This window comes from Streptomyces sp. NPDC047079, assembly GCF_040643755.1.
Taxonomy (GTDB): domain Bacteria; phylum Actinomycetota; class Actinomycetes; order Streptomycetales; family Streptomycetaceae; genus Streptomyces.
Map to the genome: position 1 here is coordinate 71105 of NZ_JBEYUZ010000015.1, position 24661 is coordinate 95765.

Consider the following 24661-nt stretch of genomic DNA (forward strand, 5'->3'; position numbering starts at 1 on the left):
AGGACGCCGGCTTCCTCGGCCATCCGCGTCGTCAAGGCGTAACTGTGCAGTCCACCTCGAGGCCGACGCCGTCGACGGTGATGCCGCCCTGGCCGCTTTCCTCGCCCGCGACCAGGTGGAGAGCACCCCTCGGGGCCCGGCGCCGAGCGTGCAATGCCCGGCAAGGCCATCGCCTGCGCTTACGGATCGCGCAGCGTGCGACCAACACGCACACCACGCACTCACCGTCGCTGTCACACCAGACCCAGCACCACAACCTCCGTCCCCAGTCCGACGGCAGGCAGTGCGCCCGTCCTGAAAGGAACCACCGATGAAGGTCGCCCTCGGCGCGGACCACGCCGGATATCCGCTCAAAGATGCCGTCCGCCAGGCCATTGAGGCTCTCGGTCACGAGGTGATCGATTGCGGCACCCACAGCCGCGACCCTGTCGACTTCCCGGACATCACCCGCAGCACCTGCGAGGTGGTGCTCTCTGGCTCCGCCGATCGGGCGGTGCTCGTATGCGGCACCGGCCAGGGCGCCGTCATGGCCGCCAACAAACTGCCCGGCGTCCGTTGCGGTCTCGCCCACGAGCCCTACTCCGCCCACCAAGCAGTCGAGCACGACGACGCCAACGCCATCGCCATCGGGGCCTGGCTGGTCCCGCACGCACTCGTGCCCGACATCGTCCGTGAGTTCCTCGGTGCCGTCTTCGACGACCACGAAGAAACCCGCCGCCGGGTCGCCAAGCTCAACGCGCTCGACGCCCTGACCTCGGCCTCCTGACAAGCCGCCCACACACCCCTTGAGAGGGTGAACTCCCTCTTCCGCTGACACCGATGTGCCCCGCCCGCGAACGACTGCGCCGGGCGCCTGTTCGTCATGCCCAGAAGCACCCAGTCAAAGGATCCGGCCTCCTCCTCGTGCGGCCCCATCCTCCTCACTGCGCAGACGCCGGCTTCTCTCCGGCGACCCACCAAGGAGATCCCCCATGTCCACCAGCGCCCCCGCCGGACGGCGAAGCGTGCTCGGCTCCAAGGACCGCGTCAAGACAGCAGTCGCCGCGGGCCTCGGCACCAGCGTCGAGAACTACGACTTCATCGCATACGGCACCGCCTCCGCGCTCTACTTCGGAGCGGTCTTCTTCCCCGAGAGCGACCGGTTCGTCGGCACCTTGCTCTCCTTCGCCACCCTCGCCGTCGGTTTCGTCATGCGACCGCTCGGAGGAGCCATCGGCGGCTACTTCGCCGACAAGGTCGGCCGCAAACCCGTCCTCGTCACGGCGATGCTCGTCATGGGTGCCGCCACCTTCCTCATCGGCGCGCTGCCGACCTACGAACAGGCCGGCGTGCTCGCACCGATCCTGCTCGTGGCCCTCCGCATGCTGCAGGGCCTGGCATTCGGTGCCGAATGGGGCGGTGCGATCACCATGGCCTACGAGCACGCGCCGTGGCACCGCCGCGGCATGTTCGCCGCGATCCCCCAGTCCGGCAACCCTCTGGGCATTGCTCTGGCCAGCGGCGTGTTCGCGTGGAGTGACACCCTCGACGGCAACTGGCAGTGGCGGACGCCCTTCCTGCTCAGCGCCGTCCTTGTGATCGCCGCGCTGATCGTACGTTCCCGTCTCACGGAATCCCCCGAATTCCAGGAGGCCCAGGCAAGCGGCAAGACCGAGAAGAACCCGCTTCTCGCGACCCTGGCCGGCGATTGGCGCGGCATCCTGCGTGTCATCGCCTTGCGGGTCGTGGAATCCTTCGCCTACTACTCCACCGCGACCTACCTGCTCAACTACATCACCGAACGCCACCCCGACCTCAGGCCCGTGGCCCTCAGTGCGATCACCGCCGCCAGCGTCCTCGCCATGGCAGTCACCTTCCTCGCCGGCGCACTCACCGACCGCATCGGACGCCGCCCGATCTACATAACGGCCTGTACGGCGGCGATCCTCTTCGCCTTCCCCATGTATCTGCTCACCAACTCCGCCCAACCCGCCCTGGTGGTGACGGTGTTCATCATCGGCATCGGCCTCATCCACGCATCGCTTACAGGAACCCAGGGCTCTCTGCTCACCGAGCAGTTCCGCACCGCCACTCGTACCTCGGGCGCCTCGCTCGGCTACCAAGTCGCCGCGGCCATCGGCGGCTTCGCACCACTGCTCGCCGCCGCCCTGGTAGGCGCCTTCGGGTGGCCGGGCGCGGCGCTGCTCTACCTCGGCGCGGCCTTGATCGGTCTCGTCGGCATCCTCGCGACCAAGGAGACCTGGGGCCGCCAGGAGCGGGAGCGCGTGCTCCGCCTCGTTGCAGAAGAAGGCCATGCTCAGACCGCGGCCGGCACTCCGGTGAATGCCGTCCTGCCGCCCTCGCCTGGCTCTCGGTGAACTCGTCGCGGCGACGGTGTCCGCGCGGATGGGGGTGCGGCCTGAGTTGATCCGCACCCGTGTGGAGCAGGCGACCGCCATCACGTAGCCGATGCCGCGCGCTTCCAGGCCGGCACGAAGCCGAGGGTCCTGCCCGTAGGCTTCGTCGCCGGTCACCCACGGCGCCTCCACCCCGGCGTCCAGCAAGCGCAGAACCGGATCCGGCTGGAGATCGTGCAGATCGCGCTGGACCTGCTGGCCTGGATGCCGATGCTCGCGCTGACCGGCAAGGCCAGGCTCTGGGAACCCCGCCGCCTGCGGCTCCGCCTGTTCACCACGGCCGGACAGCTCGTCACCACCGGCCGCCGCCGGATCCTCCGCCTGGCCCGGCACCGGCCCTGGACCAGCCACATCACCGCCGCTCTCGAACAGTCCGCGAATCCTGCCGAACCCCGGCTGACCAGGTTTTCCCGTCCCTACGACAGCAGTTCAACAGCGGGAGCAGTGGAACCTGGCGCCACCACGAGGCGACACTCGTGCCCTCGGCCTGCACAGCCTTTGCCGACGGCACGACAACAGTCCACCGACTCCGTCGGCGGACCGTCATGAAACGTCGAGGCTGAGCAGGCGGCTCTCGACAAGCTCGACTTGCCGTCGGGTCGCAACCGCGTTGGACGCGAGCCGGGTTGAAGGACTGCCTGGCGGGTTCGACATGCAGGTCAGAGTCGCTGCTGCAGGTGTTCGGTAGGCGTCCATCCCGCGTTGGATGAGGCCCACGGCACGGAAGACGGAGGACAGCGGCAGGACGAGGTACGAGGCGTACAGCAGGAAGGCGACCAGGTCGCCGAGGGAGCCGGCCCGGCCGTTGACGCGCAGGCCGCCGACGACCAGGACGAAGAGGAAGGAGCCCTGAACGGCGAGTTCGACGGCGAGGCTCATGACAGAAGCAAGCTTCGCGGTGCGTACCCCCGCGCCGTAGGCCGCCTCGACGCGTGCGCCGATGCAAGCCGCCTCGCGCTCCTCGGCGCGGTGCACCCGGACCATCGGCAGGGCGCCGAGGGCGCGTTCCAGGTCGGCGGCAATGGCGCCAACCGAGTCCTGCATCTGTTCGGATGCGCGGACCGTGTGGTGCGACAACGTCTGGGCGTCGGCGATCTGGCGTGCCAGCAGGCAGTTCACCGCGTGCTGGGCGATGCGCCTCTCGGCCGGGTGAGCGGCGTGGTCGGAGCGGGGGCAGTCATGGTGGTCTTCCTGGTCGGTATCGGTCAGTGGCTCGACATCGGGCGCAGGCGCACGGGGACGGAGGCGTGTCCGTTGCTGATGAGGCTCGGCAGCCTCTTCAGCGCGGTTCGCTCCGTGGCGAGTTGGGCGTCGGGAAAGCGTTCGAAGAGCAGGCGCAGCGCGGTGGCGACTTCGAGTCGGGCGAGCGGGGCACCGAGACAGAAGTGAACGCCGTGTCCGAAGGCGAGGTGTTCCTTGCTGGGGCGGGTGGCGTCGAAACGGTCGGCCTCCTTGTGCCAGTCGGGGTGGCGGTTGGCGGCGGCGTAGGAGGCGAGGATCGCCTCGCCGGCCTTGATCGTCTGCCCGTCGGGGAGAGGGATGTCGGTGCGGGCGTAGCGCAGGGGAAGGTGCTTGACCGCGGGCTGGTGGCGCAGGGTCTCCTCGACGACGTCCTGCCAGGTGCAGCGGCCTTCCCGGATGTGGGCGAGCTGCTGGGGATCGGTCAGCAGGGTGGTGATGGCCTGGTCGATGACGTTGACGGTGGTCTCGTATCCGGCGCTGATCATCAGCAGGAGCGTGTCGCGTAGCTCGGCGTGGCGGAGGGCGGAGCCGTCTTCCTCGTCGCGGGTGGCGATCAGCAGCGAGGTCATGTCCTCACCGGGCTCAGTGCGCTTGGTCTCGATCAGGGCGTCAAGCAGGCCGTAGAGGGCGGCGGTGTTCGCGGCCTGTTCCTCGGCGGAGAGGTGGGTGGCGAACACGTTGTCCACCACGGTGCGGAATTCGGTGCGCTGGTCGGCAGGGACGCCCATGAGCGTGCCGATGACAGCGATCGGGAGCGGGTAGGCGAGGTGCTCGCGCAGGTCGACCGTCTCGCCGACCGGGAGGGCGTCGAGGATGCCGTCGACGAGGGCCTCGATGTCCGCCTGGAGGGCGGCGGTGCGGCGGGCGGAGAGGGCGGGGGCAACCATGCGGCGCAGGCGGCTGTGATCCTTGCCGTAGGCGGTGAACATGTTCTCCACCGCGACCCACAGGGCCAGCGGCCAGGTGGCGACGGTCTCGGCGAAGGCCGGCCAGTGGGCGCGGCCGTCCTTGGAGACGTCCTTGCTGGTCAGGAGCTGTTTGAGGAGGGCCGGGTCGGAGACGGACCAGGCGCGCACGCCGAGGATGTCCACCAGCGTCGCCGGGCCGCGCTCGCGCAGGGCCTGGTGTTCGGCATCCGGGTCGGATCCGGTCGGGTCGAGGACGAGTATCTGCTGTTCGGACACGGTTGGGTCTCTTTCAGCTCGTGGCGAAGGTGACGGGCAGTGCGAACAGGGAGCGGGGCGCCAGACGACGTCGTCCCGGTGGCCGTCGGGGTCCATCTCGGGCAGAGCGTCGAGGACGTGGAGGATGGCGCCTTCGGCGATGAGGTACGCGTGCGATCTGGCCGGGCAGCTGTGCGGGCCGGCTCCCCAGGTGAAGTGGCCTGGGACAAGGCCACCGCGCACCTCCTGCGTCGGACTGCTTGTTCATCATGGAGAGTTGCACAGTGGCTGCCCCATGCGCAGGGAGCGGAGACCGTCACCGGATGCACGCCCCGGGCATCCGCCCGCGCACACCCGCACGGTGATCGCCTACACCATCACGCGGGGCGCCATCTCCGAGCGTGTCGTTGCACGCGATCTGAACCGGCTAAGTGACAACGGGCTCGGGGTGTTCGTGACGGACGGCGCGGCCTCGTTCTCCGATCGCGTCGGCCGGCCCCTGTGTTTCGTCCGCTGGAGACCCTTAACGGCTGGGGTTACGTCGTCCCTTGGGCACGCGGCGCATAGCGGATGCCGGAGGTCGACACGCCCGGCCCGACGGCCCGGACCGCGCCCCTGTACCGCTGTTGAACCACTCTTCACGGAGACCCGATCCTCCTGTGCCGTAAATGATCTGCGGCCCTGCCGCGCGAGGAGGCAGAATGCCGAGGCATGCGAGATAGGCCGACGGGTTTGAGCGAGACCGCACTGATCCGGGCACTGGCCGACGGCTGGGTCATCGAGGCCCGGCCCCGGCGCAACGTATTCCGATCCGCGGTGACGTACCCGAGGGCTGAACCGGGGGTTTGGTCCGTGACTGGTCCGGAAGCACTGGTCAGGAGGGGTGCAGTCGTGGGAGGAATTGGGAGTTAGCGCGCAAGTCGGGCCCGGTCGAGAGCGGGTTGCACGAAGGGCGCCTGACGGGTGAAAACCCAGGTCAGGCGCCTTTCCTCGTGCCTCTAGAAGAAGCCGAGCTTCTTCGGCGAGTATGACACCAGCAGATTCTTCGTCTGCTGGTAGTGCTCCAGCATCATCTTGTGGGTCTCCCGGCCGATGCCCGAGCCCTTGTAGCCGCCGAACGCGGCGTGTGCCGGGTACGCGTGGTAGCAGTTGGTCCAGACGCGGCCCGCCTGGATGGCGCGTCCCGCGCGGTACGCGGTGTTGACGTCCCGGGTCCACACACCGGCCCCGAGCCCGTACAGGGTGTCGTTGGCGATCTTGATGGCGTCGTCGAAGTCGTGGAACGACGTCACCGATACCACCGGGCCGAAGATCTCCTCCTGGAAGATCCGCATCCGGTTGTCGCCCTCGAAGATCGTCGGCTGGACGTAGTAACCGCCCTTCAACTCGCCGTCGTGCTCGATGCGTTCCCCGCCCGCGAGGACCTTCGCACCTTCCTGCCGGCCGATGTCCAGGTACGAGAGGATCTTCTCCAGCTGGTCGTTCGAGGCCTGGGCGCCGATCATCGTGTCCGTGTCCAGCGGATGCCCGGTCTTGATCAGCTCGGTGCGGGCGACGGCCGCCTCCATGAACTCCGCGTACTGCCCTCGCTGCACCAGCGCCCGAGACGGACACGTGCACACCTCGCCCTGGTTGAGGGCGAACATCGTGAAGCCTTCCAGCGCCTTGTCGCGGAAGTCGTCGTTCGCCGACCAGACGTCGTCGAAGAAGATGTTCGGGGACTTGCCGCCGAGCTCCAGGGTGACCGGGGTGATGTTCTCGGAGGCGTACTGCATGATGAGCCGGCCCGTCGTCGTCTCACCCGTGAACGCGACCTTGGCGACGCGCGGGCTGGAGGCCAGTGGCTTGCCCGCCTCCACACCGAACCCGTTCACGATGTTCACCACGCCCGGCGGCAGCAGGTCGGCGACCAGGCTCAGCCAGTAGTGGATGGACGCCGGGGTCTGCTCGGCCGGCTTGAGGACGACCGCGTTGCCGGCCGCCAGGGCCGGAGCCAGCTTCCATGTCGCCATGAGGATGGGGAAGTTCCAGGGGATGATCTGCGCGACCACACCGAGCGGCTCATGGAAGTGGTAGGCCACCGTGTCGTCGTCGACCTCGCCCAGCGAGCCCTCCTGCGCCCGGATCGCGCCCGCGAAGTAGCGGAAGTGGTCGATGGCGAGCGGGATGTCCGCGGCCAGGGTCTCCCGGATGGGCTTGCCGTTCTCCCAGCTCTCGGCCACCGCCAGCCGCTCCAGGTTGGCCTCCATCCGGTCGGCGATCTTTCGGAGGATGTCGGAGCGTTCGGTCACCGACGTACGGCCCCAGGCGGGCGCGGCGGCGTGTGCCGCGTCCAGCGCGCGCTCCACGTCCTCGGCCGTACCCCGCGCGATCTCCGTGAACGGCTGGCCGTTGACCGGAGTCGGATTCTCGAAGTACTGGCCGCGGGCCGGCGGTACGTACTCACCGCCGATGAAGTGGTCGTAGCGCGCCTGGTAGGAGACGATCGCGCCATCGGTGCCGGGCGCTGCGTAACGGGTCATACGGGTCTGCCTCCCGGGAAAGCGCTGCCCGCCGTTGGGCAGCTCTCGGCGCGAGGCTAGGCACGCGGACGTTGCGAGTACGTTGCGTCGCCGAGTTCGCCGAGTTCGCCGAGTTCGCCGAGTTCGCCGAGTTCGCCGAGTTCGCCGCCATCGCGCGGCGAGGCTGACGACGGACGGGCCTGTCGCCCGACGCCTCAGCGAGTTGCCGCCTGCCGTGCCCACCCCGCCGGTGCCGCGAGTTCCGACTCCAGCTCGTCGAGGCGCGCCCGCACGGTCGCCGTCGGCCGGACCGCCGCGAGCGCCCGCCAGACGTCGAGGTCGTCCTCCCCCCACGGTGCGTGAGCCCAGTCGGCCAGCAGGTCGGGGTCGCGGCGGGCGATGAGCGCCGTCCGCAGCCCGTCGGCCAGCCTGCGCCGCAGCAGCGCCACCGCCGGTGCCAGCGAACCCGGCAGCAGCGGCCCCGGATACGCGGCCGCCGCCTCCGCGACCGCCCCCGCCGCCAGTCGGCGCTCCACGACCGCGACATCGGACTCGATTGGGGCCGTCAGCCGGTAGGGACGCGAAGCCAGCAGACCGGGGCCGAGTATCCGGCGCAGCCGCGCGAGCTCGGCGCGGAGCGTCACCGGTGTCACCGACTCGTCCTCGTACAGCGCGCACAGCAGCTCGTCCCCGCTCAGCCCCTCCGGATGCCGGGCCAGCAGCACCACGATCTCGCTGTGGCGGCGACTGAGCCGGATCCGCCGGCCGCGTGTGCGCAGCCGCGCCTCGTCGCGGCCCAGCGCGGTCAGCTCCAGCGTGTCAGCCGGAGCCTCGGCCGGTGCGAGCAGCGCCAGGTGGGACTCGGCCGCTCGCGCCACCGCCTGGACGAACCCCAGACTGTGCGGATGCGCGAGCCCGTCCCCGCCGGTGATGTCCAGCGCGCCGAGCACCCGTCCGGTGCGCGGATCGTGCACCGGCGCCGCCGCGCACGTCCACGGCTGGACCCGCCGAGTGAAGTGCTCGGCCGCGAACACCTGCACCGGCCGGTCCACCGCGACGGCCGTCCCCGGTGCGTTCGTCCCCACCGCCGACTCCGCCCAGCGCGCTCCCGGCACGAAGTTCATCCGGTCCGCCCGCCGTCGTGTCGCCGGGTCGCCCTCGACCCAGAGCAGCCTTCCCTGCGCGTCGCACACCGCCAGCAGATGCTCGCCGTCCGCCGCGAACGGGCCCATCAGCTCGCGGATCAGCGGCATCACGCGTGCCAACGGATGCTCCGCACGGTAGGAGCCGAGGTCGCCGTCCGTCAGCTCCACGCGCGCCGTGCCGTCCGGCCCCACGCCCGCCCGAGCCGAACGCCGCCACGAGTCGGCCACCACGGGACGTACCCTCCGCGCGACCGTGCCCGCCGCCGTGAACGACTCGTGGGCGCGACGCAGCTCCTGCACCCGCTGGACGGGATCGGCCCCCGGCTCCAGGGCCACCCACGGATCGGTCAATGGGGCCTCCCGGGACGGCGATGCGGTCGGGGACATCGTCACTCGGGAGGGGGGCGCCGACAACCGTCTCGACAGCCATCCATCCGATCGGGACCACAGCCGTCTATCCCCGCGAGTCCCGGCGACCCGTCTCGGACCCGCACTCGTGACCACGCGCTACGCCGGCCCCGCGGCGCTGCCTTCCGGACCGGGAGGTTCAGTTGCGGTTGACGATTCTCATATAGCGCTCCCAGTCCCAGTTCGGCCCCGGATCGGTGTGGTCCGTCCCGGGGACCTCGTAGTGCCCGATGATGTGCGCCCGGTCGTTCGGGATTCCGTACCGCGCGCAGATGGACGCCGTGAGCCTGGCCGACTCCTCGTACAAGGCGTCCGTGAAGTACCCGGGCTGATCCACCCACCCTTCGTGCTCGATGCCGACGCTGCGTGTGTTGTAGTCCCAGTTGCCCGCGTGCCAGGCGATGTCGTGCTCGCGGACGCACTGCGCGATGTGCCCGTCCGCCGACCGGACGACGTAGTGCGCGGACACCTTCTTCCGCGGGTTGTGAAAGATGCCCAGCGTGTTGGTGTACGTCGCCTGCGTGACATGGATGACGACGTAGTCCAGCGACTGGCTTGCGGGCCGGTCCCCGGCCGTGTAGTTGGCGGGGTGCGCCGAGAGCCAGTCGGCGTTGGGGTGGTCGACGGTCCGGGGCCGGGCACGAGCCGGAGCCGACGGGAGCAGGACATAGGGCACCGCGGCGAGAACCGCGCCCTTCAGCAACCCTCGTCTGCTGGTGCATGAGCTTGCTCCCTGTGACTTGGCTCGCTTCACGAAGGGGACGCCTTCCGTACCAGAGGTTTCGAAATGTACCGGTTTCGTGTCTCGTGTACTCAACGCCTCAGCGCGGCCGTCGTTTCGCGCGACCGGGTGTGGCTCTCGCGTTGCGTCGTGTGTGCGCCGAGCCGTCCCCCGACCGGAGCGGCTCTCGCACGTGCCATCGCCGTCGTGGACGTGACCCGTCTCGTTCGTCATGTGAACCCCCGCTGACACTCGTGCACAACCGCCGTCGGGCGGCCGCGTCTTGTGTGCATCACGTTACGGTGCCGGGCGGTCGCGCAGGGGGAGCCCGGTGTCCGCGGTGGACAAAGGCGGAACTGTGGATAACTCCGCCACCCGTAGGAGGGACGGCGATCCCTCCCGCCGAAGTCGAGAGGGGAAAGCGACCCGGTCGAGGCCCGAGTGGCACCGGTCGGGTGATCGCCTCAGCTCCGCCCGGCCACCGCCGCCGGATCGTCGAGCACCGCCCGCACCACCGAGTGCGCGGCACCGAGCAGCGGCCCCTCCGGTCCCAGCCGTGAGACGGTCACGGCGCACGCCGGGCCGGCCGTACGGCGCGCCAACTCCCGTTGCAGCGCCGGCAGGAGCCAGGGCGCGAGCGCGGCCAGCGCTCCGCCGAGCACGACGGCCTGAGGGTCCAGCAGATTCACCGCACCGGTCAGCGCGATACCGAGCGCGGTCCCGGCACCGCGCAGCGCACGGCGTACGTCCCTGTCGCCCTGCGTGGCACGCTCGGCCAGCAGTTCCACGCCGCCCTTGCCTGGCGGCAGCCCGGCCGCACGCAGCACGGCCTCCTCGCCGGCGTACTGCTCCAGACAGCCGCGCCCGCCGCACGCGCATGGCGGCCCCTCCGGCCGCACGGGCACATGGCCCAGCTCGCCCGCGAAACCGCGTGTGCCCCTCAGCAGCCGCCCGTCCACCACGACGGCGCCACCGATGCCGATCTCCGCCGAGACATGCAGGAAGTCGCGTGGTGTGTCGTCGCCGAGCCAGAGTTCCGCGAGCGAACCGAAGTTGGCCTCGTTGTCCACGGTCAGGGGCAGTACGGGCGGCAGGAGCGGGCCCAGGTCGACGTCGTGCCAGTCCAGGTTGGGTGCGCGGACCACGGTCCGGGCGTCGCGTGCCACCAGACCCGGCACCGCGACCGCGAGGCCCGCGGGCCACAGGCCGTCCCGCTCCGCCTCGGCGACGACCTGCCCCACCAGGTCGGTCAGTTCGCCGAGCACCGGCTGCGGGGAACGGCCTCGGTTCATGCCGTGGCGCACCGCCCGCGCCCGTATGACCCCGCGCAGATCTACCGCGCACACCGCCAGGTGGTCCACCCCGATCTCCGCGCCGATCCCCGCCGGACCGTGTCCGCTGACGGCCAGGGCGGACCCCGGGCGCCCCACCCGGCCGGGTCGCTCAGGCCCCAGCTCTTCGAGCAGTCCCGACCGGATCAGCTCGTCGACCAGGGTGGAGACCGCCGCCCGGGTCAGTCCGATCCGTGAGGCGACCGCGGCGCGCGACAGCGGCCCCTCGGCGCTCACGGTGTGCATGACGCGTGCCAGATTCCGGCGGCGCATGCCCTGCTGGGTGTCGGGCAGCCGGCGGCCGGGGCTGGACGGATGGGCTTCGTGCAGCGGTGCGGTCATGCCTCCCTCGGATCCCGTCAGTTCCCGTCCGGCTCCCGCTCCAGCAGCGGGGCCGCGTCGGAGAGTACCCCGGCGATCCGGGCCAGGGCCGCCTCGTCGCGCTCCGCGGCCTCCAGCACCGGGCCACGGGCGGTGTCCCAGCGCCGGGCGACGGCGGCAGGGTCCTCACCGGTCAGCAGTCCGGCGGCCTGCGCGGCGGCGCCCAGGGCGACGAGTTCCCTGGCCTCGGGCACCTGCACCGGACGCCCGGAAAGCCGTCGTACGGTCTCCTGCCACGCCGTCCCCCGCGCGCCGCCGCCGATGAGCAGCAGCGAAGCCGTGCGGTCCGCGTCCGCGTCGAGCACCAGGTCGAGGGCGCCGAGCAGCGAGTGCACCGCGCCGTCGTAGGCGGCCTGGAGCAGCTGCCCCGCCGTCGTGTCGTGGCGCAGGCCGTGGAGCAGGCCCGAGGCGTGCGGGAAGGCGGGGGTGCGCTCACCGTCGAGGTAGGGGAGCAGCGTCACTCCCGTACCCGGCTCCACGGCCTCGCGGTCCAGGCCCAGCAGGGCGGCGATCCGGTCGACGGCGAGCGTGCAGTTCAGGGTGCATGCCAGCGGCAACCAGTCGCCGTGCGCGTCCGCGAAGCCCGCCACGGTCCCGGTCGGGTCGGTGGGGCGTCGTTTGGAGACGGCGTACACCGTGCCGGAGGTGCCGAGGCTGATGACCGCGGTCCCGGGGCGCAGCCCGAGGCCCAGCGCCGCCGCGGCGTTGTCACCGGTGCCCGGAGCGACCAGGGTGCCCTTCGAGAAGGGCAGGTCATGGGCGTCGCGTACGGTGCCCGCGACCTCGCCGGGCCGGACCACGCGCGGCAGCAGGGCCGGATCCAGGCCCACATGCGCGAGGATCTCCTCGTCGTACGACTCGGTCGCGGACGCCCACCAGCCGGTGCCGGACGCGTCACCGCGGTCGGTCGTGCCCTGACCGGTGAGGCGTTCGGTCAGGTAGTCGTGGGGCAGCCGCACGGCCGCCGTCGCGCGGACGGCCTCCGGCTCGTGCTCGGCAAGCCAGGCCCACTTCGTGACCGTGAAGGACGGTCCCGGCACGCTTCCGGTGCGTTCCGCCCAGACCTTGGGGCCGCCCAGCTCCTCCACCAGCCGGCGGGCCTGCGGGGCGGACCGTACGTCGTTCCACAGCAGGGCCGGACGCACCGGATCGCCCTGTGCGTCCAGGGTGACCAGACCGTGCTGCTGGCCGCCGATCGACACCGCGGCGGCCTCACGAGCCGCCTCACCGCACTGGTGCAGCGCCTCGCACAGGGCGTCCCACCACTGACGGGGATCGCTTTCGCGGCCCGCCCCCGACGAGACGGTGTGCGGTGCCTGGCCGCTCGCCACCACCCGTCCGGTCGACGCGTCGACGACCAGGGCCTTGGTGGACTGGGTGGATGAGTCCACCCCGACGACGAGCGGACCCTCGGCTGCTGACATCGGGCTCTCCCTCTTCCGCGGCTCGCGGGATCTGGCCTGTTGGCGGAGCGTGCCGGGGCCGACGTGGCCCGGGATCCGCCCCTGGTCACCGTACGCAGTCTCCGTACGAGGACACACCGTCTCTTCCCAGAGACGCCTCCGCATACTAATTTGTTAAGCGCCATGACGAAATAGTCCAGCGAACGAGGAGCCGCGGCATGAGCTACCAGCCCACCCCCGAAGACAGGTTCACCTTCGGCCTGTGGACCGTCGGCTGGCAGGGAAGGGATCCGTTCGGTGACGCCACCCGGCGCGCCCTGGACCCGGTCGAGACGGTCCAGCGCCTCGCCGAGCTCGGGGCCTACGGCGTGACCTTCCACGACGACGACCTGATCCCCTTCGGCTCCTCGGACAGCGAGCGCGAGGCGCACATCAAGCGCTTCCGTCAGGCGCTCGACACGACCGGGATGACCGTGCCGATGGCCACGACCAACCTCTTCACCCACCCCGTCTTCAAGGACGGCGCCTTCACCGCCAACGACCGGGACGTCCGCCGCTACGCCTTGCGCAAGACCATTCGCAACATCGACCTGGCGGTGGAGCTCGGCGCCCGGACGTACGTCGCCTGGGGCGGCCGGGAAGGTGCCGAGTCCGGGGCGGCCAAGGACGTGCGCGCCGCACTCGACCGTATGAAGGAGGCCTTCGACCTCCTCGGTGAGTACGTCACCTCCCAGGGGTACGACCTGCGCTTCGCCATCGAGCCCAAGCCGAACGAGCCGCGCGGTGACATCCTGCTGCCGACGGTCGGTCATGCCCTCGCCTTCATCGAGCGGCTGGAGCGCCCGGAGCTGTACGGCGTCAACCCCGAGGTGGGGCACGAGCAGATGGCCGGGCTCAACTTCCCGCACGGCATCGCCCAGGCACTGTGGGCGGGCAAGCTCTTCCACATCGACCTCAACGGCCAGTCCGGCATCAAGTACGACCAGGACCTGCGCTTCGGGGCGGGCGATCTCCGAGCGGCTTTCTGGCTGGTCGACCTCCTGGAGAGCGCCGGTTACAGCGGGCCGCGCCACTTCGACTTCAAGCCGCCGCGCACCGAGGACCTGGACGGAGTGTGGGCGTCGGCGGCGGGGTGCATGCGCAACTACCTCATCCTCAAGGAGCGTTCGTCCGCCTTCCGCGCGGACCCCGAGGTCCAGCAGGCCCTGCGCGCCTCCCGTCTGGACCAGCTGGCTCAGCCGACCGCCGCGGACGGGCTCCAGGCGCTGCTCGCGGACCGCGGTGCCTTCGAGGAGTTCGACGTGGAGGCGGCCGCCGCGCGCGGAATGGCCTTCGAGCGCCTGGACCAGCTGGCCATGGACCATCTGCTCGGCGCCCGCGGCTGATCACCGCGGCCCTTCGCCGCTTGTCGGGCCCCGCGCGCAAGGGGCGGCGCGGGCCACCGGCCGGCCGGGGTGGCATGGCGGCGCCACCTTCGGACGGTGACGGTTCGGCCCGTCGCCCCGAGGCCACGGTCCCGCTCCGGGGGCTGCTCCCACCGGGGCCGTGGCCTCCCTCCCGGGGCTACGGTGCGCCTCCGTGGGAATCGGGAGCGCCGTCGGAGGGGCGACCCAAGGGCTGCGGTCCGCCGCCCGCTGAGGGCCGCAGGTGCCGGGTAGCGGGTCCGGGTCGTCGGGGCCGTGTGCGCCACGCACGCGTGCATCCCGATGCGCGGAGCACACGCGCGTGGCGGACGACGAAGCGGCTCAGATCCCCTTCGGCAGCCGCACGTACACCACCATCGTCTCGATTCCGCTGTCGACCAGCCGGCCCTGCGCGTCGAACGCTCCCGAACCGTCCGTCATCCCGAAGTCGTTGTCGTTGATGACCGCGAGGGTGTTGTGGTCCACCCGGGCGATGCCCTCGATCTTCCCGGGCACCCCCTCCACCTTGCCGAGATCGACGACCAGCCGCTTGTCCAGCACCGGAACGCCGGAGGCGGCCGGGTCGTCCAACTGCTCCAGGGACGGGGAGGTGGTGTCGTCGTCGTAGCGTCCGCCCAGGATGTTCGCACTCCGCGTGAGCCGGACCAGCTGGAGTCGAGCCGCCTTGTCGGTGCGCTCCTCGACAAGCAGCCGGTCGCCTCCGACGGCCACCACCGACGAGATCTTCAGCTCGGACGTGTCCTCCTCGCCGGGGTCCACCACGTCCACCGGGTCGAACCGGTACGCGTACTCCGCGGTCACAGCCCGCTTCTTCGGGGAGAACCGCAGCAGACGTGTGGTGCGCGAGGCGCCACCCGCGTCGCCGTCCGGCAGAGACAGCGGGCTCTGCAGGGCCATCACCAGATCGCCGTCAGGGAGCAGCGCGAGTCCCTCGAAGCCCCGGTTGATCTTCCGGTGCAGCAGGACGGACGGCAGCGCCTCGACGACCGGGTAGTCGGTGCCTGTCAGATTGAGGCCCTTGGGCACGTACCTCGTGAGAACCTTCCCACGCGCGGAGACGTGGATCAGCGACGGCGCGTACTCGTCGACGAGCCAGAAACCGCCGTCCTCTGCCCGCACAATGCCCTCGGTGTCGAGGCCGTTCGGGTTGTACGCGAGCGCCGTCTGCGCGTCGTAGGAGTACGGCGCCTCGTCCCGGCCCTGCTGGTTGGGCAGCCCGGTGACGGGCTTGCCGGAGGAGGTGGTGAGCGGGATCGCGTCGAGTACCTTCACGGTGTCACCGCAGACGCGGATCTTCACGATCGCCGGATCGAAACCGGGCACGGCGAAGGTCCGGCGCTTCTTGCCGTCCACCTTGATCTGGCCGTTGGGACCCCGGTCCGTCACGGTCCAGAACTCGCCCTTGCCGCCGGCGGGGTAGATGTCGCTGCCGATCCCGCCGAGGTCGACGCCGTGGTCGTCGTCCACCGTGCCGGGCAGCAAGGCGTTGTTGAACGCGCCCAACGGGATCTCCCCGAGCGTGGCGGTGCGCGTCACCTCCGGCTGGTCGCTGTGCGCGCTGGCGGTGCCGGAGACCGCGAGGGCGGCCAGGACCGCGAGCGGTACGCCCGCGGCGACGAAGCGGTGCACACGGCGTCGACCGGCTGTATGCGGGGACATCGGGCCTCCTGAGGCGCAAGTTCGTTGACAGCGGCCAGAGTTGGCCCCGGGCCGGTACGCCGCGCGACGGCCGGGTGAACTCGAGGAGTCGGCCACGGATCGTGTCGGCGCCCCGCCCGGGAGCCGCCCCGGAAACCCGTGCGAACGCGCGCCGAGCGGAACGGCCACGGAATGATCGGGCGGCCTGGCGGGGTCTGAATGATCGGGCGTTCCTGACGGGGCTGAGCGGTTCCGTCGGGAGGGCCGAGCGGGCCGCCTCTCAGGGGCGAGTGAGGGGCGCGGCTCAGGGTCTTCTCAGGGGCAGGGCGCGGAACCGTGCGCAGGACTCACCCGTTCTCACAACAAAGAGCGGCACTGGCCGCGAAGGAGGCGACACATGTCGAAGAACGCGAAGATCGCCACGGGGGGAGTGCTGGTCGGGCTCGTCCTGTGGATATGGCTCCCCTGGTGGGCCGTCCTCCTGATCATCCTTGGGGTCCCCACGGCCGCTTACCTCACCCTGGACCCTTCCCAGCGGCGCAGGCTGCGCCGAGTGACACGGAAGGAGCTCGGCCGCTGAGGGGTCAGCGAGCCACCGCTTGCGCCCCCAGTGCGCAGGAGTCGACCACGTCGCCACCCGCGGGCCTGCCGACGGTTCGGTCCGCGGGCGGTCGCTCGCCGCGCTCCACCCACGCCGTGAGCGCGTCGAAAGCAGCCCGGTAGCAGGGCAGGATAGGTCGCAGCCGATCGGGATAGGAGTCGTACAGCCCGTCCACGTGGGTGCCGCCCTGGATGGTGTAGAAGCGGTGCAGAGGCCCTCGCCCGCTCTTGCGCACCATGCGCGCGTACACGTCCGAGTCCGTGGCCTTGGGCAACAGCACGTCCAGATCGCCGTGCAGCGTGATCAGCGGTTTGCCGATCCGCCCGGTGAGCGCGACACGGGCCACCGCGCGGTGCACGGATGCGGGCCGCGCGGCATAGGCGTACGCCGCGTCCGAGGAGCAGGGAGCAAGGATCTGCTCCGCCGTCGACCCGGCGGACGGACCGGGACACGCGGTGTCGTACGAGGGATCGAACTCGGCGCGGTAGATCTTCTGGGTGACACCCCAGTAGGCCTTCTCGTGGTACGGCCACAGGAATTCCGACCCGCGCGGAAAGCCCGCGGCGTACAGGTCCTCGTCTCGGGCCGAGCCCAGCATCCGGGCCACGGCCACCGGCAGCGACGTCAGGAGGCTGGGCCCTTCGGCCGTCCACAGCGCGCCCTCCCAGTCCACGCCGCCGTCGTACAGCTCCGGGTGGTGCTCCAGCTGCCAGCGCGTGAGGTAGCCGCCGTTGCTGATGCCGGTCATGTACGTGCGCCGGGGAGCGCTCCCGTAGCGCTCGGCCACCACACTCTTCGCGGCGAGCGTGAGCTGGGTCGTGCGGCGGTTCCATTCGGCGACGGCATCACCGGGCCGGGCCCCGTCGAGGTAGAAGTCCGGCCCGCTGTTGCCCTTGTCGGTCGCCGCGTACGCGTAGCCCTGGGCGAGCACCCGATCGGAAATCGCCGTGTCGGTCGCGTACTGCTTGCGCGTACCGGGGGCTCCCGTCACGACGAGGCCGCCGTTCCACCGGTCGGGCAGCCGGATCACGAACTGGGCGTCGTGCCGCCAGCCGTGCGTGGTGTTGGCGTACGAGTCGTCCGGGAAGTACCCGTCGATCTGAAGTCCCGGAACGCCCGATGGATTGCGGGTCGCCTTGGCGGTCAGTCCGGCCTGGTCGGCCAGGTCCGTATAGGGCGTCCCCGCGAGCCCGGACGTGGTCAGATCGCCCAGACAGGCGCTCCGCTGGAGCGCCGCACCAGGTACCCGTACCTTCTCCTGCCGCCCGCAGTGATCACCGTCGGCGGCCGCCACGGGGCCGGTGAGGGCCGAGGTCAGCAGGGCGGCTGCGAAGAGCGCGATGCTTCGGGACAAGCGCACGGGGGCCTCCGAGATGACGGGAGCGGGACGGCTGCCCATGCTGCGACCGCTGAAGCCCGCCGACCATAGGCGCGGGCCACATGGGGACCGAAGGGAGTGTGGGGTCGGAAGACGCACCTCCCGCCAGTCGCACTGCGCCCGGCCCCCAGCGCCGCACCGGGTGCATGACACATGGCCTGGTCCGCGAGACTGCGAACGCCGCGACCGACCCCACGGCGCCGCGACCGACCCACGACGCTGCGACGGGCCTACGGCGCCGCGACCGACCCACGACGCTGCGACGGGCCTACGGCGCTTCCACCGGCCCGCGACGCTCCGCGGCCGGCCCGCCTCAGGCGGGGCGGACCGCCAACTTGTCCAGCGCCTCGAGCAGCCCGGGCAACCTATCGCCGCGGCCGACAGGTACAACCTCGCCGGGCTTCTCGTCGAGCAGCAGGAACGCGATGTCGTCGGTCCTGGCCACCATGGACCAGCCGGGTCCGTCGGCGCGCAGGGTGCGGGCGTTGCCCGGTGCGAACGAGGAGCGGACACGGCCCAGCGGCGGGGGAGTGTCCACATACGCGTGTGCCTCCGCGAGGACGCGGCCTATGTCTACGCGGAACTTCTGCCCGGCGCTGCCCTCGGCGTTCTGTCCCTCTTCCCCGGCCGATGCTTCGCTGACTGCGGATGCGAAGAAGTCGTCCCCGAGCTGCCCGCGCCACACCGACCACTGGAGCGCGATCTCGTCGGCTCCCAGGCGCCGTTGCGCGGGACCCCAGACACTGGTGTCCGGCGGGGAGAGCGGCTCGCGGTCGGCGAGTCCGGGAGCAGGGTCGTGCGGCGTGGGCAGACCCGGTGCCGCGACCGCCACCGCCAGTGGCCACCCCGGCAGTGCGGCGACGACCGTCCGCTCGTCCGGGGACAGCTCGTACTCCATGCCGCAGTCCCAGGACGCGATCGCCACGGCCACCAGCGACACATCGTCGATGACCACGGTCCAGCGCGCGCCGTCGCCGTCCTGGCCCAGAACGAGGCCGTACCCGTCGGCCGCGGGCGGCAGGTCGAGCGCCGCACAGGCCGCCGGATAGTCGTCGCCCAGCACGCTCGGGAACTGCGCGGGTGTCAGCAGAGCCGCCGTCAGCACGTACAGCGCGTCGTCCTCGGCGGCGACGGCGTCCTCGTCCGTCCCGGCCATGCCGTCCTCCCTCTGGGTTCGTTCGTCGGCGCACCCTAATGCGCCCGTCGGCCGGTTGTCACGAGTGCGAATCACACGAGGAAGTGCGGTTCTCCGGCCGGAACGGGGCGAAACGGCCGAGTGGGACCCGGCTTCGGAGGGTGGGCGGACCCGGCGGCGTGAGCGCGACCCTCGACGGCGACCGGCCGCGCTCCCGTGCCGGGGCGATGACCCCCGCCACCTTTCCGGGCGATTTTCGCCGACGTGCTCTTGCGCTCCCCCGTAGAGTTGGAGCCGCGGCTGCGAAGGGGGAGGGGACAGTGAAGCGCTTCGAGCGGCTCGAACGGATCCGGCGCCTGGACCCCGAGAAGGACGCCCTGGAGATCTATCGGCTCAGCGCCGCCTACGAGTTCCCCTGGGACTACACCCGCGCCCTCGAGCTGGCCCTCTACCGCACCTACGCCGTCCCCTCCATCGGCCGGCTGCTCGCCGAGACCGCGGAACTCACCGATCGTACGCAGAAGCGCTACGACGACACCTCACTGCTCCTCGACGCCGTCGTCGAGTACGGCTTCGACAGCGACGAGGGCCGGACCGCGATCCGCCGCATCAACCGGATGCACCGGAGCTACGACATCAGCAACGACGACATGCGGTACGTGCTCTGCACCTTCGTGGTGATGCCCAAGCGGTGGATCGACGCCTACGGATGGCGCGGACTGTCCCGGCACGAGGCCATCGCCTCCGCCGTGCACTTCCGAACACTGGGCAGACACATGGGCATCAAGGACCTCCCGGAGACGTTCGAGGAGTTCGAAGCCTGCCTCGACGCCTACGAGGAGGCCCACTTCGCCTGGGATCCCGCGGCCCGGCGCGTGTCGGACGCGACGTTGAAGCTCATGGCCTCCTGGTATCCGAGCCCGCTCGCACCCCTGCTCCGCCGTGCGACGCTCGCGCTGCTGGACGACTCACTCCTGCGCGCCTTCCGGTACGAGCCGCCGAGCGCGGCCACGCGTGCGTTGGTGCGCCGAGCGGTCCGCGCCCGAGGCCGTCTCGTCCGTCTCATGCCCCCGCGCCGCTCTCCGCACTTCGCACGGCAGAACTGGGAAATCAAGGGTTATCCCGACGGCTATCGCATCGCCGACCTCGGCACACATCCAGTCCCGGGTGTGAAGGGCTGCCCGGTGCGACGGGAAGGCGGCTCGGCGACCACCCCCGCCGAGTGATTCCGGCGTCGTCCGTCCAGTGGGCGGGAGGCGACCGGGCTCAGCCCTCCCGCTGGGCCAGGGCGAGGAAGCGGGCGTCCTCGTCGACGTACGACGTCATGCGCCAGCCGGAACCCGCGAGGAGAGAGCCGAGGTTGGACTCGGCGCGCAGATCGTCGGGCGAGATCTGCCGGCCCTGACGGGCCGCGAGGGCCGCCCGGCCGATCGGATGGAAGAGCGCCAGCAGACCGCCGGGCCGCACCACGCGGGCCAACTCCCTCAGATTCCCGCCCGGGTCGGGAAGATGGGCGATCAGACCCGCCGCGAACACCGCGTCGAGGGATTCCGTGCGCAACGGCAGCGCGGCCACGTCGGCGAGCAGCAGCCGTCCGTCACGGTCCCGTCCGGCCGCGGTGGCGGCCTCCAGCATCGCGGGAGTGAGATCGGCCCCCAGGACCACTCCCGAGGGCCCCACGGCCGCGCGCAGTGGCGGCAGGGCCCGGCCCGTGCCGCACCCGGCATCGAGCACGCGGTCACCCTCGTGCAGCCCGAGAGCGGCGACCGCTGCGGCGTAGGCCGGGCCGTCGTCGGGGAACCGCGTGTCCCAGGCGGCTGCCCGCGCGGTGAAGAAGGCCTGGACGTGTGTGTGGTCGTCGCTCATGTTCCGCATGATTCCTCACCTCCACGAGGGATGCCCCTGCGCACATGTACGAGCGTGAGGCGATCGTTCCAGGGCCTGTCCGAATCAGATTCCAACACCTTTCGAAATGCACCCCCTGTGCGCTCCCTCGCCGGGACTAGCGTCCCCGAGCCATGGGACACCTGGACCACGCCACATTCGGCTGGCTGCCCCCCGTGCTGTCGTACGTGATGGCGTGCATAGGCGCGGCCCTCGGGCTGCGCTGCACCGTCAGAGCGCTCGGCGCCACCGGCAGATCGCGCCGCAACTGGCTCCTCACCGCCGCCTCCGCGATCGGCACCGGCATCTGGACCATGCACTTCGTGGCCATGCTCGGATTCGGCGTCAGCGGCACCGAGATCCGCTACGACGTACCGCTGACCATCCTCAGTCTGCTCGTCGCCGTGGTCGTCGTCGGAGTGGGCGTCTTCGCCGTGGGCTACAGCCGGGACCGGACCCGGGCACTGCTCCTCGGCGGACTCACCACCGGCCTGGGTGTGGCGAGCATGCACTACCTGGGTATGGCGGCGCTGCGCCTGCACGGGTCCGTGCGCTACGAACCGGCGCTGGTCGCGGCCTCCGTCCTGATCGCGGTGGTCGCGGCGACCGCGGCTCTGTGGGCGGGCCTCAACATCACCTCACCTGTCGCGGTCGGCGTCGCCTCGCTCGTCATGGGGGCGGCGGTCAGCAGCATGCACTACACCGGGATGTTCGCGGTGAGCGTTCATGTCGCCCCGTCCAGGCAGGCCCTCGCGGGGGCCACGGCGATGCAGTTCATCTTCCCCCTCGCCGTCGGTCTCGGTTCCTATCTCTTTCTGACCTCCGCGTTCGTCGCACTGTCGCCGACCGCGGGCGAGCGCGAGGCCTCCGCGTCGGTGCAGCGACCGGTCGACCGCGTCGCCCGCTGACACCGGCCCCCTACGGCACGTTCCGACCCACTCCGAGCGAGGAGGCCATGCGTACACCCCGAAGGATCCCCGCGGCCGCCGCCGAGGCGCCGCCCCGGCATCCGGTCCGTGGCCGGCGCGCACACGCCGGCCGGCCGGCCGCCGAGCGCGTCCAGCCCCATGAGGCCGGTGGCCCCGAGCCGTCCCCCACCCCCGTACGCGCCCGGCGGTGGCACGTGCGTCCCCGCACCGTCCGGGCGAAGATCGTCTGCCTGCTGATGGTGCCCGTGATCTCTTTGCTGGCCCTCTGGGCGTACGCCACCGTCAGCACCGCCCAGGACGTCGCCGGGCTGCGTCGTGTGCAACAGGTGGACTCCGCCGTGCGCGCCCCGCTCGCGGACGCCGTCACCGCCCTCCAGAGCGAACGCGCGGCCGCGGTGCGCTACGCGACCGACCCCGCGGCCGAACCGCAGAGCGACCTCAAGAACCTGGCGGCCCGGACCGACCGGGCCGTGGACAGACTGCGGCTCGGCCGCCACAACACCGTCGCCGACGGCACCGGCCTCCCCTCCGGGGTGCCCGACCGTCTCGAAGACTTCGTCACCAGGGCCGGACGACTGCGCTCCCTGCGCGGCGACGTACTCGCCCGACGGGTCGGCTGGGACGAGACGTACGGACAGTACACGGGCACCATCGCCTCGGCCTTCTCGGTGAGCGGCGCCCTCACCGGCGTCCCGTACGCCGGTCTCGGCTCCGACGCGCGCGTACTGCTCGAGTTCTCCCGCGCGGGAGAGTCGCTCGCCCAAGAGGACGCGGTGCTCTCCAGCGCCCGTCTCGCGCGCAAGCTGGACGGCGAACGCCTCCGCCTGTTCACCGGCGCAGTCGACACGCGCCGCGCCCTGACCGCCTCCGCCGTCGCCGACCTGCGCGGCGGCGAACGGGCCGCCTGGCACCGGCTCGCGACGGGCGGCGCCTACGCCGAGGTCGGCGCCGCCGAGGACAAGATCCTGGCCGCCCGGCCGGGCGCGGCGGCCGCCGACGCTGCTCTGGAAGGCGTATGGAACCCGGCGCACGCGCGCGTGCAGGACGGCATGCGGACCATCGAGGCGGACGCGGGGCGGGGCGTGGCGCGCCGAGCCGACCCGTTCACCCGCGGGCTTCTCACCCCGGCCGGCGCCGCCGTTCTCCTGGGGCTCCTCGCCGTCGCCGCGTCGCTCGTCATCTCCGTGCGCATCGGACGCGGACTCGTCGTCGAACTGGTCAGTCTGCGCAACAGCGCCCTTGAGATCGCCCGGCACAAACTCCCGCACGCCATGAGGAAGCTGCGCTCGGGCGAGGAGATCGACCTCGACGCCGAGGCACCACCCGGTCCGCCCGCCGAGGACGAGACCGGACAGGTCGCCGAGGCCCTGGGTACCGTGCACCGCGCCGCCCTGCGGGCCGCCGCCGAACGCGCGGAACTGGCCAGCGGCATCTCCGGCGTCTTCGTCAACCTTGCCCGGCGCAGCCAGGTCCTGGTGCACCGCCAGCTCAGTCTCCTCGACAGCATGGAGCGCCGCTCCGAGGACCCGAGCGAGTTGAGCGACCTGTTCCGGCTCGACCATCTGACCACGCGCATGCGCCGTCACGCCGAGAGCCTCATCATCCTCTCCGGGTCGGCGCCGGGCCGGGCCTGGCGCATGCCCGTCTCACTGACCAACGTCGTCCGCGCGGCCGTCTCCGAAGTCGAGGACTACGCGCGCGTGGAAGTACGACAGCTCCCCGAGGCCTCGGTCACCGGCGCCGCGGTCGCCGACCTCACCCACCTTCTTGCCGAGATCATCGAGAACGCCGCCCAGTTCTCGCCGCCCCACACGCGCGTGCGCGTCAGCGGAGAGCCCGTCGGCAACGGGTACGCCGTCGAGGTAGAGGACCGGGGACTCGGTATGGGCCAGGAGACGCTCGCCGAGGCCAACCGGCGCATCGAGCAGTCCGAGGCCCTCGATCTGTTCGACAGTGACCGGCTGGGCCTCTTCGTCGTCAGCAGGCTCGCCGCCCGGCACGGCATCAAGGTGCATCTGCGGACCTCGCCCTATGGCGGCACGACCGCCGTCGTCCTCCTGCCGACCGCCCTGCTGGACAGCGGCGCCACCGAACACGCCCCGCGTCCAGCCGATGCCGAACGGCACGAGGAACGCGAGTACGCGCGCGTGGCCGCGAGCGCGGAACCCAAGGAGCCCGTCGAACAGGCCGCGGAACGGCCCGCTCCGGCGCGGGCCGGGACGCAAGCGCCTGCCGGCACCCCGCCCGGGGTCGCGCCCCTGCGGCTGCACCGGGCCCCGGACGTCTCCGGCACCTCCGAGGACCTCCCACGCCGCGTACGGCAGGCGAGCCTCGCCCCTCAACTGCGCGGAGAGCGCCCCCAGGAGCAGACCGCGGGTGTTTCGGGCACACGTCACGACGACGAGCGCACCCCCGAACTGGTACGGGACCGCATGGCGGCCTACCGCGACGGATGGGCACGTGGCGGCGGCCGCGCCCCCGGCCGCAAGACCGGCTCCCTCGGTGACAGCAGTGAAGGAGACCCCGCATGATCCAGGACCCGAGCATGAGGGCGGCCCAGCCGTCGGGTGAACTCGACTGGCTGCTGGATGATTTGGTGCTGCGCGTGGCCGAGGTGCGGCACGCCGTGGTGCTCTCGAACGACGGGCTGGCGGTTGGCGCGTCCAGCGATCTCAGCCGCGAGGACGCGGAGCATCTGGCCGCCGTCGCGTCCGGGTTCCACAGCCTCGCCAAGGGGGCGGGACGCCACTTCGGTGTCGGCGGAGTGCGCCAGACCCTGGTGGAGATGGACGAGGGGTTCCTCTTCGTCGCCGCCGCGGGCGACGGCTCCTGCCTGGCCCTTCTCACCGCCGCCACGGCGGACATCGGTCTGGTGGCCTACGAGATGGCCCGGTTGGTCAAGCGGGTCGGCGAGCACCTCTACACACCGCCGCGGGCGGTCGTGCATCCGCCGGCCGCCGGATGAGGGCCGAAGGCGGTCG

General features: G+C 71.3%; 18 protein-coding genes and 3 pseudogenes. 9 read left to right on the forward strand and 12 right to left on the reverse strand.

The annotated features are described in order from the left end of the window. Positions 1-310: 310 nt before the first annotated feature. Positions 311-766, forward strand: coding sequence for an RpiB/LacA/LacB family sugar-phosphate isomerase (locus tag ABZ823_RS20440; protein WP_361661954.1), 456 nt, complete (start codon positions 311-313; stop codon positions 764-766). Between the two features lie 205 nt (positions 767-971). After that, complete coding sequence (locus ABZ823_RS20445; protein ID WP_361661956.1) at positions 972-2357, forward strand: MFS transporter; 1386 nt, start codon at positions 972-974, stop codon at positions 2355-2357. Between the two features lie 9 nt (positions 2358-2366). Here the strand turns inward: ABZ823_RS20445 and ABZ823_RS20450 are convergent. Beyond that, a pseudogene (locus tag ABZ823_RS20450) lies at positions 2367-2552 on the reverse strand (transposase); the annotation flags it as partial. Between ABZ823_RS20450 and ABZ823_RS20455 the strand changes: the two are divergent. After that, positions 2544-2796 (forward strand): annotated as a pseudogene (locus tag ABZ823_RS20455) (transposase); the annotation flags it as partial. The pseudogenes ABZ823_RS20450 and ABZ823_RS20455 overlap by 9 nt on opposite strands. Before the next feature lie 284 nt (positions 2797-3080). Here the strand turns inward: ABZ823_RS20455 and ABZ823_RS20460 are convergent. From ABZ823_RS20460 to xylB, 7 genes and pseudogenes are all read right to left on the reverse strand, one after another. Continuing rightward, positions 3081-3458 (reverse strand): annotated as a pseudogene (locus ABZ823_RS20460) (ABC transporter transmembrane domain-containing protein); the annotation flags it as partial. Between the two features lie 143 nt (positions 3459-3601). Continuing rightward, positions 3602-4822, reverse strand: a complete 1221-nt coding sequence (locus ABZ823_RS20465; RefSeq protein ID WP_361661959.1) for a cytochrome P450 — start codon at positions 4820-4822, stop codon at positions 3602-3604. Between the two features lie 977 nt (positions 4823-5799). Continuing rightward, the gene (gene adh / locus ABZ823_RS20470) at positions 5800-7323 is read right to left on the reverse strand and encodes an aldehyde dehydrogenase (protein ID WP_361661961.1); all 1524 of its coding nucleotides are present in this window, start codon (positions 7321-7323) and stop codon (positions 5800-5802) included. Between the two features lie 194 nt (positions 7324-7517). Next, positions 7518-8834 carry a GAF domain-containing protein gene (locus tag ABZ823_RS20475; RefSeq protein WP_361661964.1) on the reverse strand — a complete coding sequence of 439 codons (1317 nt, stop codon included), beginning with the start codon at positions 8832-8834 and terminating at the stop codon, positions 7518-7520. Between the two features lie 160 nt (positions 8835-8994). Next, on the reverse strand, positions 8995-9558 hold the full coding sequence (locus ABZ823_RS20480; RefSeq protein WP_361661967.1) for an N-acetylmuramoyl-L-alanine amidase: 564 nt from the start codon (positions 9556-9558) through the stop codon (positions 8995-8997). Positions 9559-10040: 482 nt separating this feature from the next. Beyond that, on the reverse strand, positions 10041-11249 hold the full coding sequence (locus ABZ823_RS20485) for an ROK family transcriptional regulator (protein WP_361661970.1): 1209 nt from the start codon (positions 11247-11249) through the stop codon (positions 10041-10043). Positions 11250-11266: 17 nt separating this feature from the next. Then, a complete protein-coding gene (xylB, locus tag ABZ823_RS20490) occupies positions 11267-12712 on the reverse strand; it encodes a xylulokinase (RefSeq protein ID WP_361661973.1) in 1446 nt (481 codons plus the stop codon). 197 nt (positions 12713-12909) lie between these two features. Here xylB and xylA point away from each other — a divergent pair, with 197 nt between their 5' ends. After that, complete coding sequence (xylA, locus tag ABZ823_RS20495; protein ID WP_361661976.1) at positions 12910-14076, forward strand: xylose isomerase; 1167 nt, start codon at positions 12910-12912, stop codon at positions 14074-14076. A 360-nt stretch (positions 14077-14436) separates the two neighbouring features. Here the strand turns inward: xylA and ABZ823_RS20500 are convergent, their stop codons facing one another. After that, the gene (locus ABZ823_RS20500) at positions 14437-15774 is read right to left on the reverse strand and encodes an esterase-like activity of phytase family protein (RefSeq protein WP_361661979.1); all 1338 of its coding nucleotides are present in this window, start codon (positions 15772-15774) and stop codon (positions 14437-14439) included. A 376-nt stretch (positions 15775-16150) separates the two neighbouring features. On the opposite strand from ABZ823_RS20500, the gene ABZ823_RS20505 reads away from it, so the two are divergent. Continuing rightward, positions 16151-16333, forward strand: a complete 183-nt coding sequence (locus tag ABZ823_RS20505) for a hypothetical protein (protein ID WP_361661982.1) — start codon at positions 16151-16153, stop codon at positions 16331-16333. 4 nt (positions 16334-16337) lie between these two features. On the opposite strand, the gene ABZ823_RS20510 is transcribed toward ABZ823_RS20505, so the two are convergent. Together ABZ823_RS20510 and ABZ823_RS20515 are read right to left on the reverse strand one after the other, a co-directional pair. Continuing rightward, positions 16338-17714, reverse strand: coding sequence for a tannase/feruloyl esterase family alpha/beta hydrolase (locus ABZ823_RS20510; protein WP_361661985.1), 1377 nt, complete (start codon positions 17712-17714; stop codon positions 16338-16340). Positions 17715-18045: 331 nt separating this feature from the next. Then, on the reverse strand, positions 18046-18888 hold the full coding sequence (locus ABZ823_RS20515; RefSeq protein ID WP_361661988.1) for a hypothetical protein: 843 nt from the start codon (positions 18886-18888) through the stop codon (positions 18046-18048). Between the two features lie 299 nt (positions 18889-19187). On the opposite strand from ABZ823_RS20515, the gene ABZ823_RS20520 reads away from it, so the two are divergent. Further along, positions 19188-20093 (forward strand): oxygenase MpaB family protein, encoded by a 906-nt coding sequence (locus ABZ823_RS20520; protein WP_361661991.1) that lies wholly within the window; start codon positions 19188-19190, stop codon positions 20091-20093. A gap of 40 nt (positions 20094-20133) precedes the next feature. Here ABZ823_RS20520 and ABZ823_RS20525 read toward each other — a convergent pair whose 3' ends face one another. Next, positions 20134-20733 (reverse strand): class I SAM-dependent methyltransferase, encoded by a 600-nt coding sequence (locus ABZ823_RS20525; protein ID WP_361661994.1) that lies wholly within the window; start codon positions 20731-20733, stop codon positions 20134-20136. 152 nt (positions 20734-20885) lie between these two features. Here ABZ823_RS20525 and ABZ823_RS20530 point away from each other — a divergent pair, with 152 nt between their 5' ends. From ABZ823_RS20530 to ABZ823_RS20540, 3 genes are read left to right on the forward strand one after another with little or no spacing between them, the layout of a single operon-like run. Next, positions 20886-21659 (forward strand): MHYT domain-containing protein, encoded by a 774-nt coding sequence (locus tag ABZ823_RS20530; protein ID WP_361661997.1) that lies wholly within the window; start codon positions 20886-20888, stop codon positions 21657-21659. Positions 21660-21706: 47 nt separating this feature from the next. Continuing rightward, entirely contained in the window at positions 21707-24211 is a 2505-nt protein-coding gene (locus ABZ823_RS20535) for a nitrate- and nitrite sensing domain-containing protein (RefSeq protein WP_361662000.1), read from the forward strand. After that, on the forward strand, positions 24208-24645 hold the full coding sequence (locus tag ABZ823_RS20540; protein WP_361662003.1) for a roadblock/LC7 domain-containing protein: 438 nt from the start codon (positions 24208-24210) through the stop codon (positions 24643-24645). Before ABZ823_RS20535 ends, ABZ823_RS20540 begins: the two co-directional genes overlap by 4 nt. The last annotated feature ends 16 nt before the right edge of the window (positions 24646-24661 follow it).

Bases quoted from the DNA above. Each gene is read 5' to 3' on its own strand.
- ABZ823_RS20440 (WP_361661954.1), top strand. From the start codon at position 311: ATGAAGGTCGCCCTCGGCGCGGACCACGCCGGATATCCGCTCAAAGAT.
- ABZ823_RS20445 (WP_361661956.1), top strand. From the start codon at position 972: ATGTCCACCAGCGCCCCCGCCGGACGGCGAAGCGTGCTCGGCTCCAAG.
- adh (WP_361661961.1), bottom strand. From the start codon at position 7,323: ATGACCCGTTACGCAGCGCCCGGCACCGATGGCGCGATCGTCTCCTAC.
- ABZ823_RS20475 (WP_361661964.1), bottom strand. From the start codon at position 8,834: ATGTCCCCGACCGCATCGCCGTCCCGGGAGGCCCCATTGACCGATCCG.
- ABZ823_RS20485 (WP_361661970.1), bottom strand. From the start codon at position 11,249: ATGACCGCACCGCTGCACGAAGCCCATCCGTCCAGCCCCGGCCGCCGG.
- xylB (WP_361661973.1), bottom strand. From the start codon at position 12,712: ATGTCAGCAGCCGAGGGTCCGCTCGTCGTCGGGGTGGACTCATCCACC.
- xylA (WP_361661976.1), top strand. From the start codon at position 12,910: ATGAGCTACCAGCCCACCCCCGAAGACAGGTTCACCTTCGGCCTGTGG.
- ABZ823_RS20500 (WP_361661979.1), bottom strand. From the start codon at position 15,774: ATGTCCCCGCATACAGCCGGTCGACGCCGTGTGCACCGCTTCGTCGCC.
- ABZ823_RS20505 (WP_361661982.1), top strand. From the start codon at position 16,151: ATGTCGAAGAACGCGAAGATCGCCACGGGGGGAGTGCTGGTCGGGCTC.
- ABZ823_RS20515 (WP_361661988.1), bottom strand. From the start codon at position 18,888: ATGGCCGGGACGGACGAGGACGCCGTCGCCGCCGAGGACGACGCGCTG.
- ABZ823_RS20525 (WP_361661994.1), bottom strand. From the start codon at position 20,733: ATGAGCGACGACCACACACACGTCCAGGCCTTCTTCACCGCGCGGGCA.
- ABZ823_RS20530 (WP_361661997.1), top strand. From the start codon at position 20,886: ATGGGACACCTGGACCACGCCACATTCGGCTGGCTGCCCCCCGTGCTG.
- ABZ823_RS20535 (WP_361662000.1), top strand. From the start codon at position 21,707: ATGCGTACACCCCGAAGGATCCCCGCGGCCGCCGCCGAGGCGCCGCCC.
- ABZ823_RS20540 (WP_361662003.1), top strand. From the start codon at position 24,208: ATGATCCAGGACCCGAGCATGAGGGCGGCCCAGCCGTCGGGTGAACTC.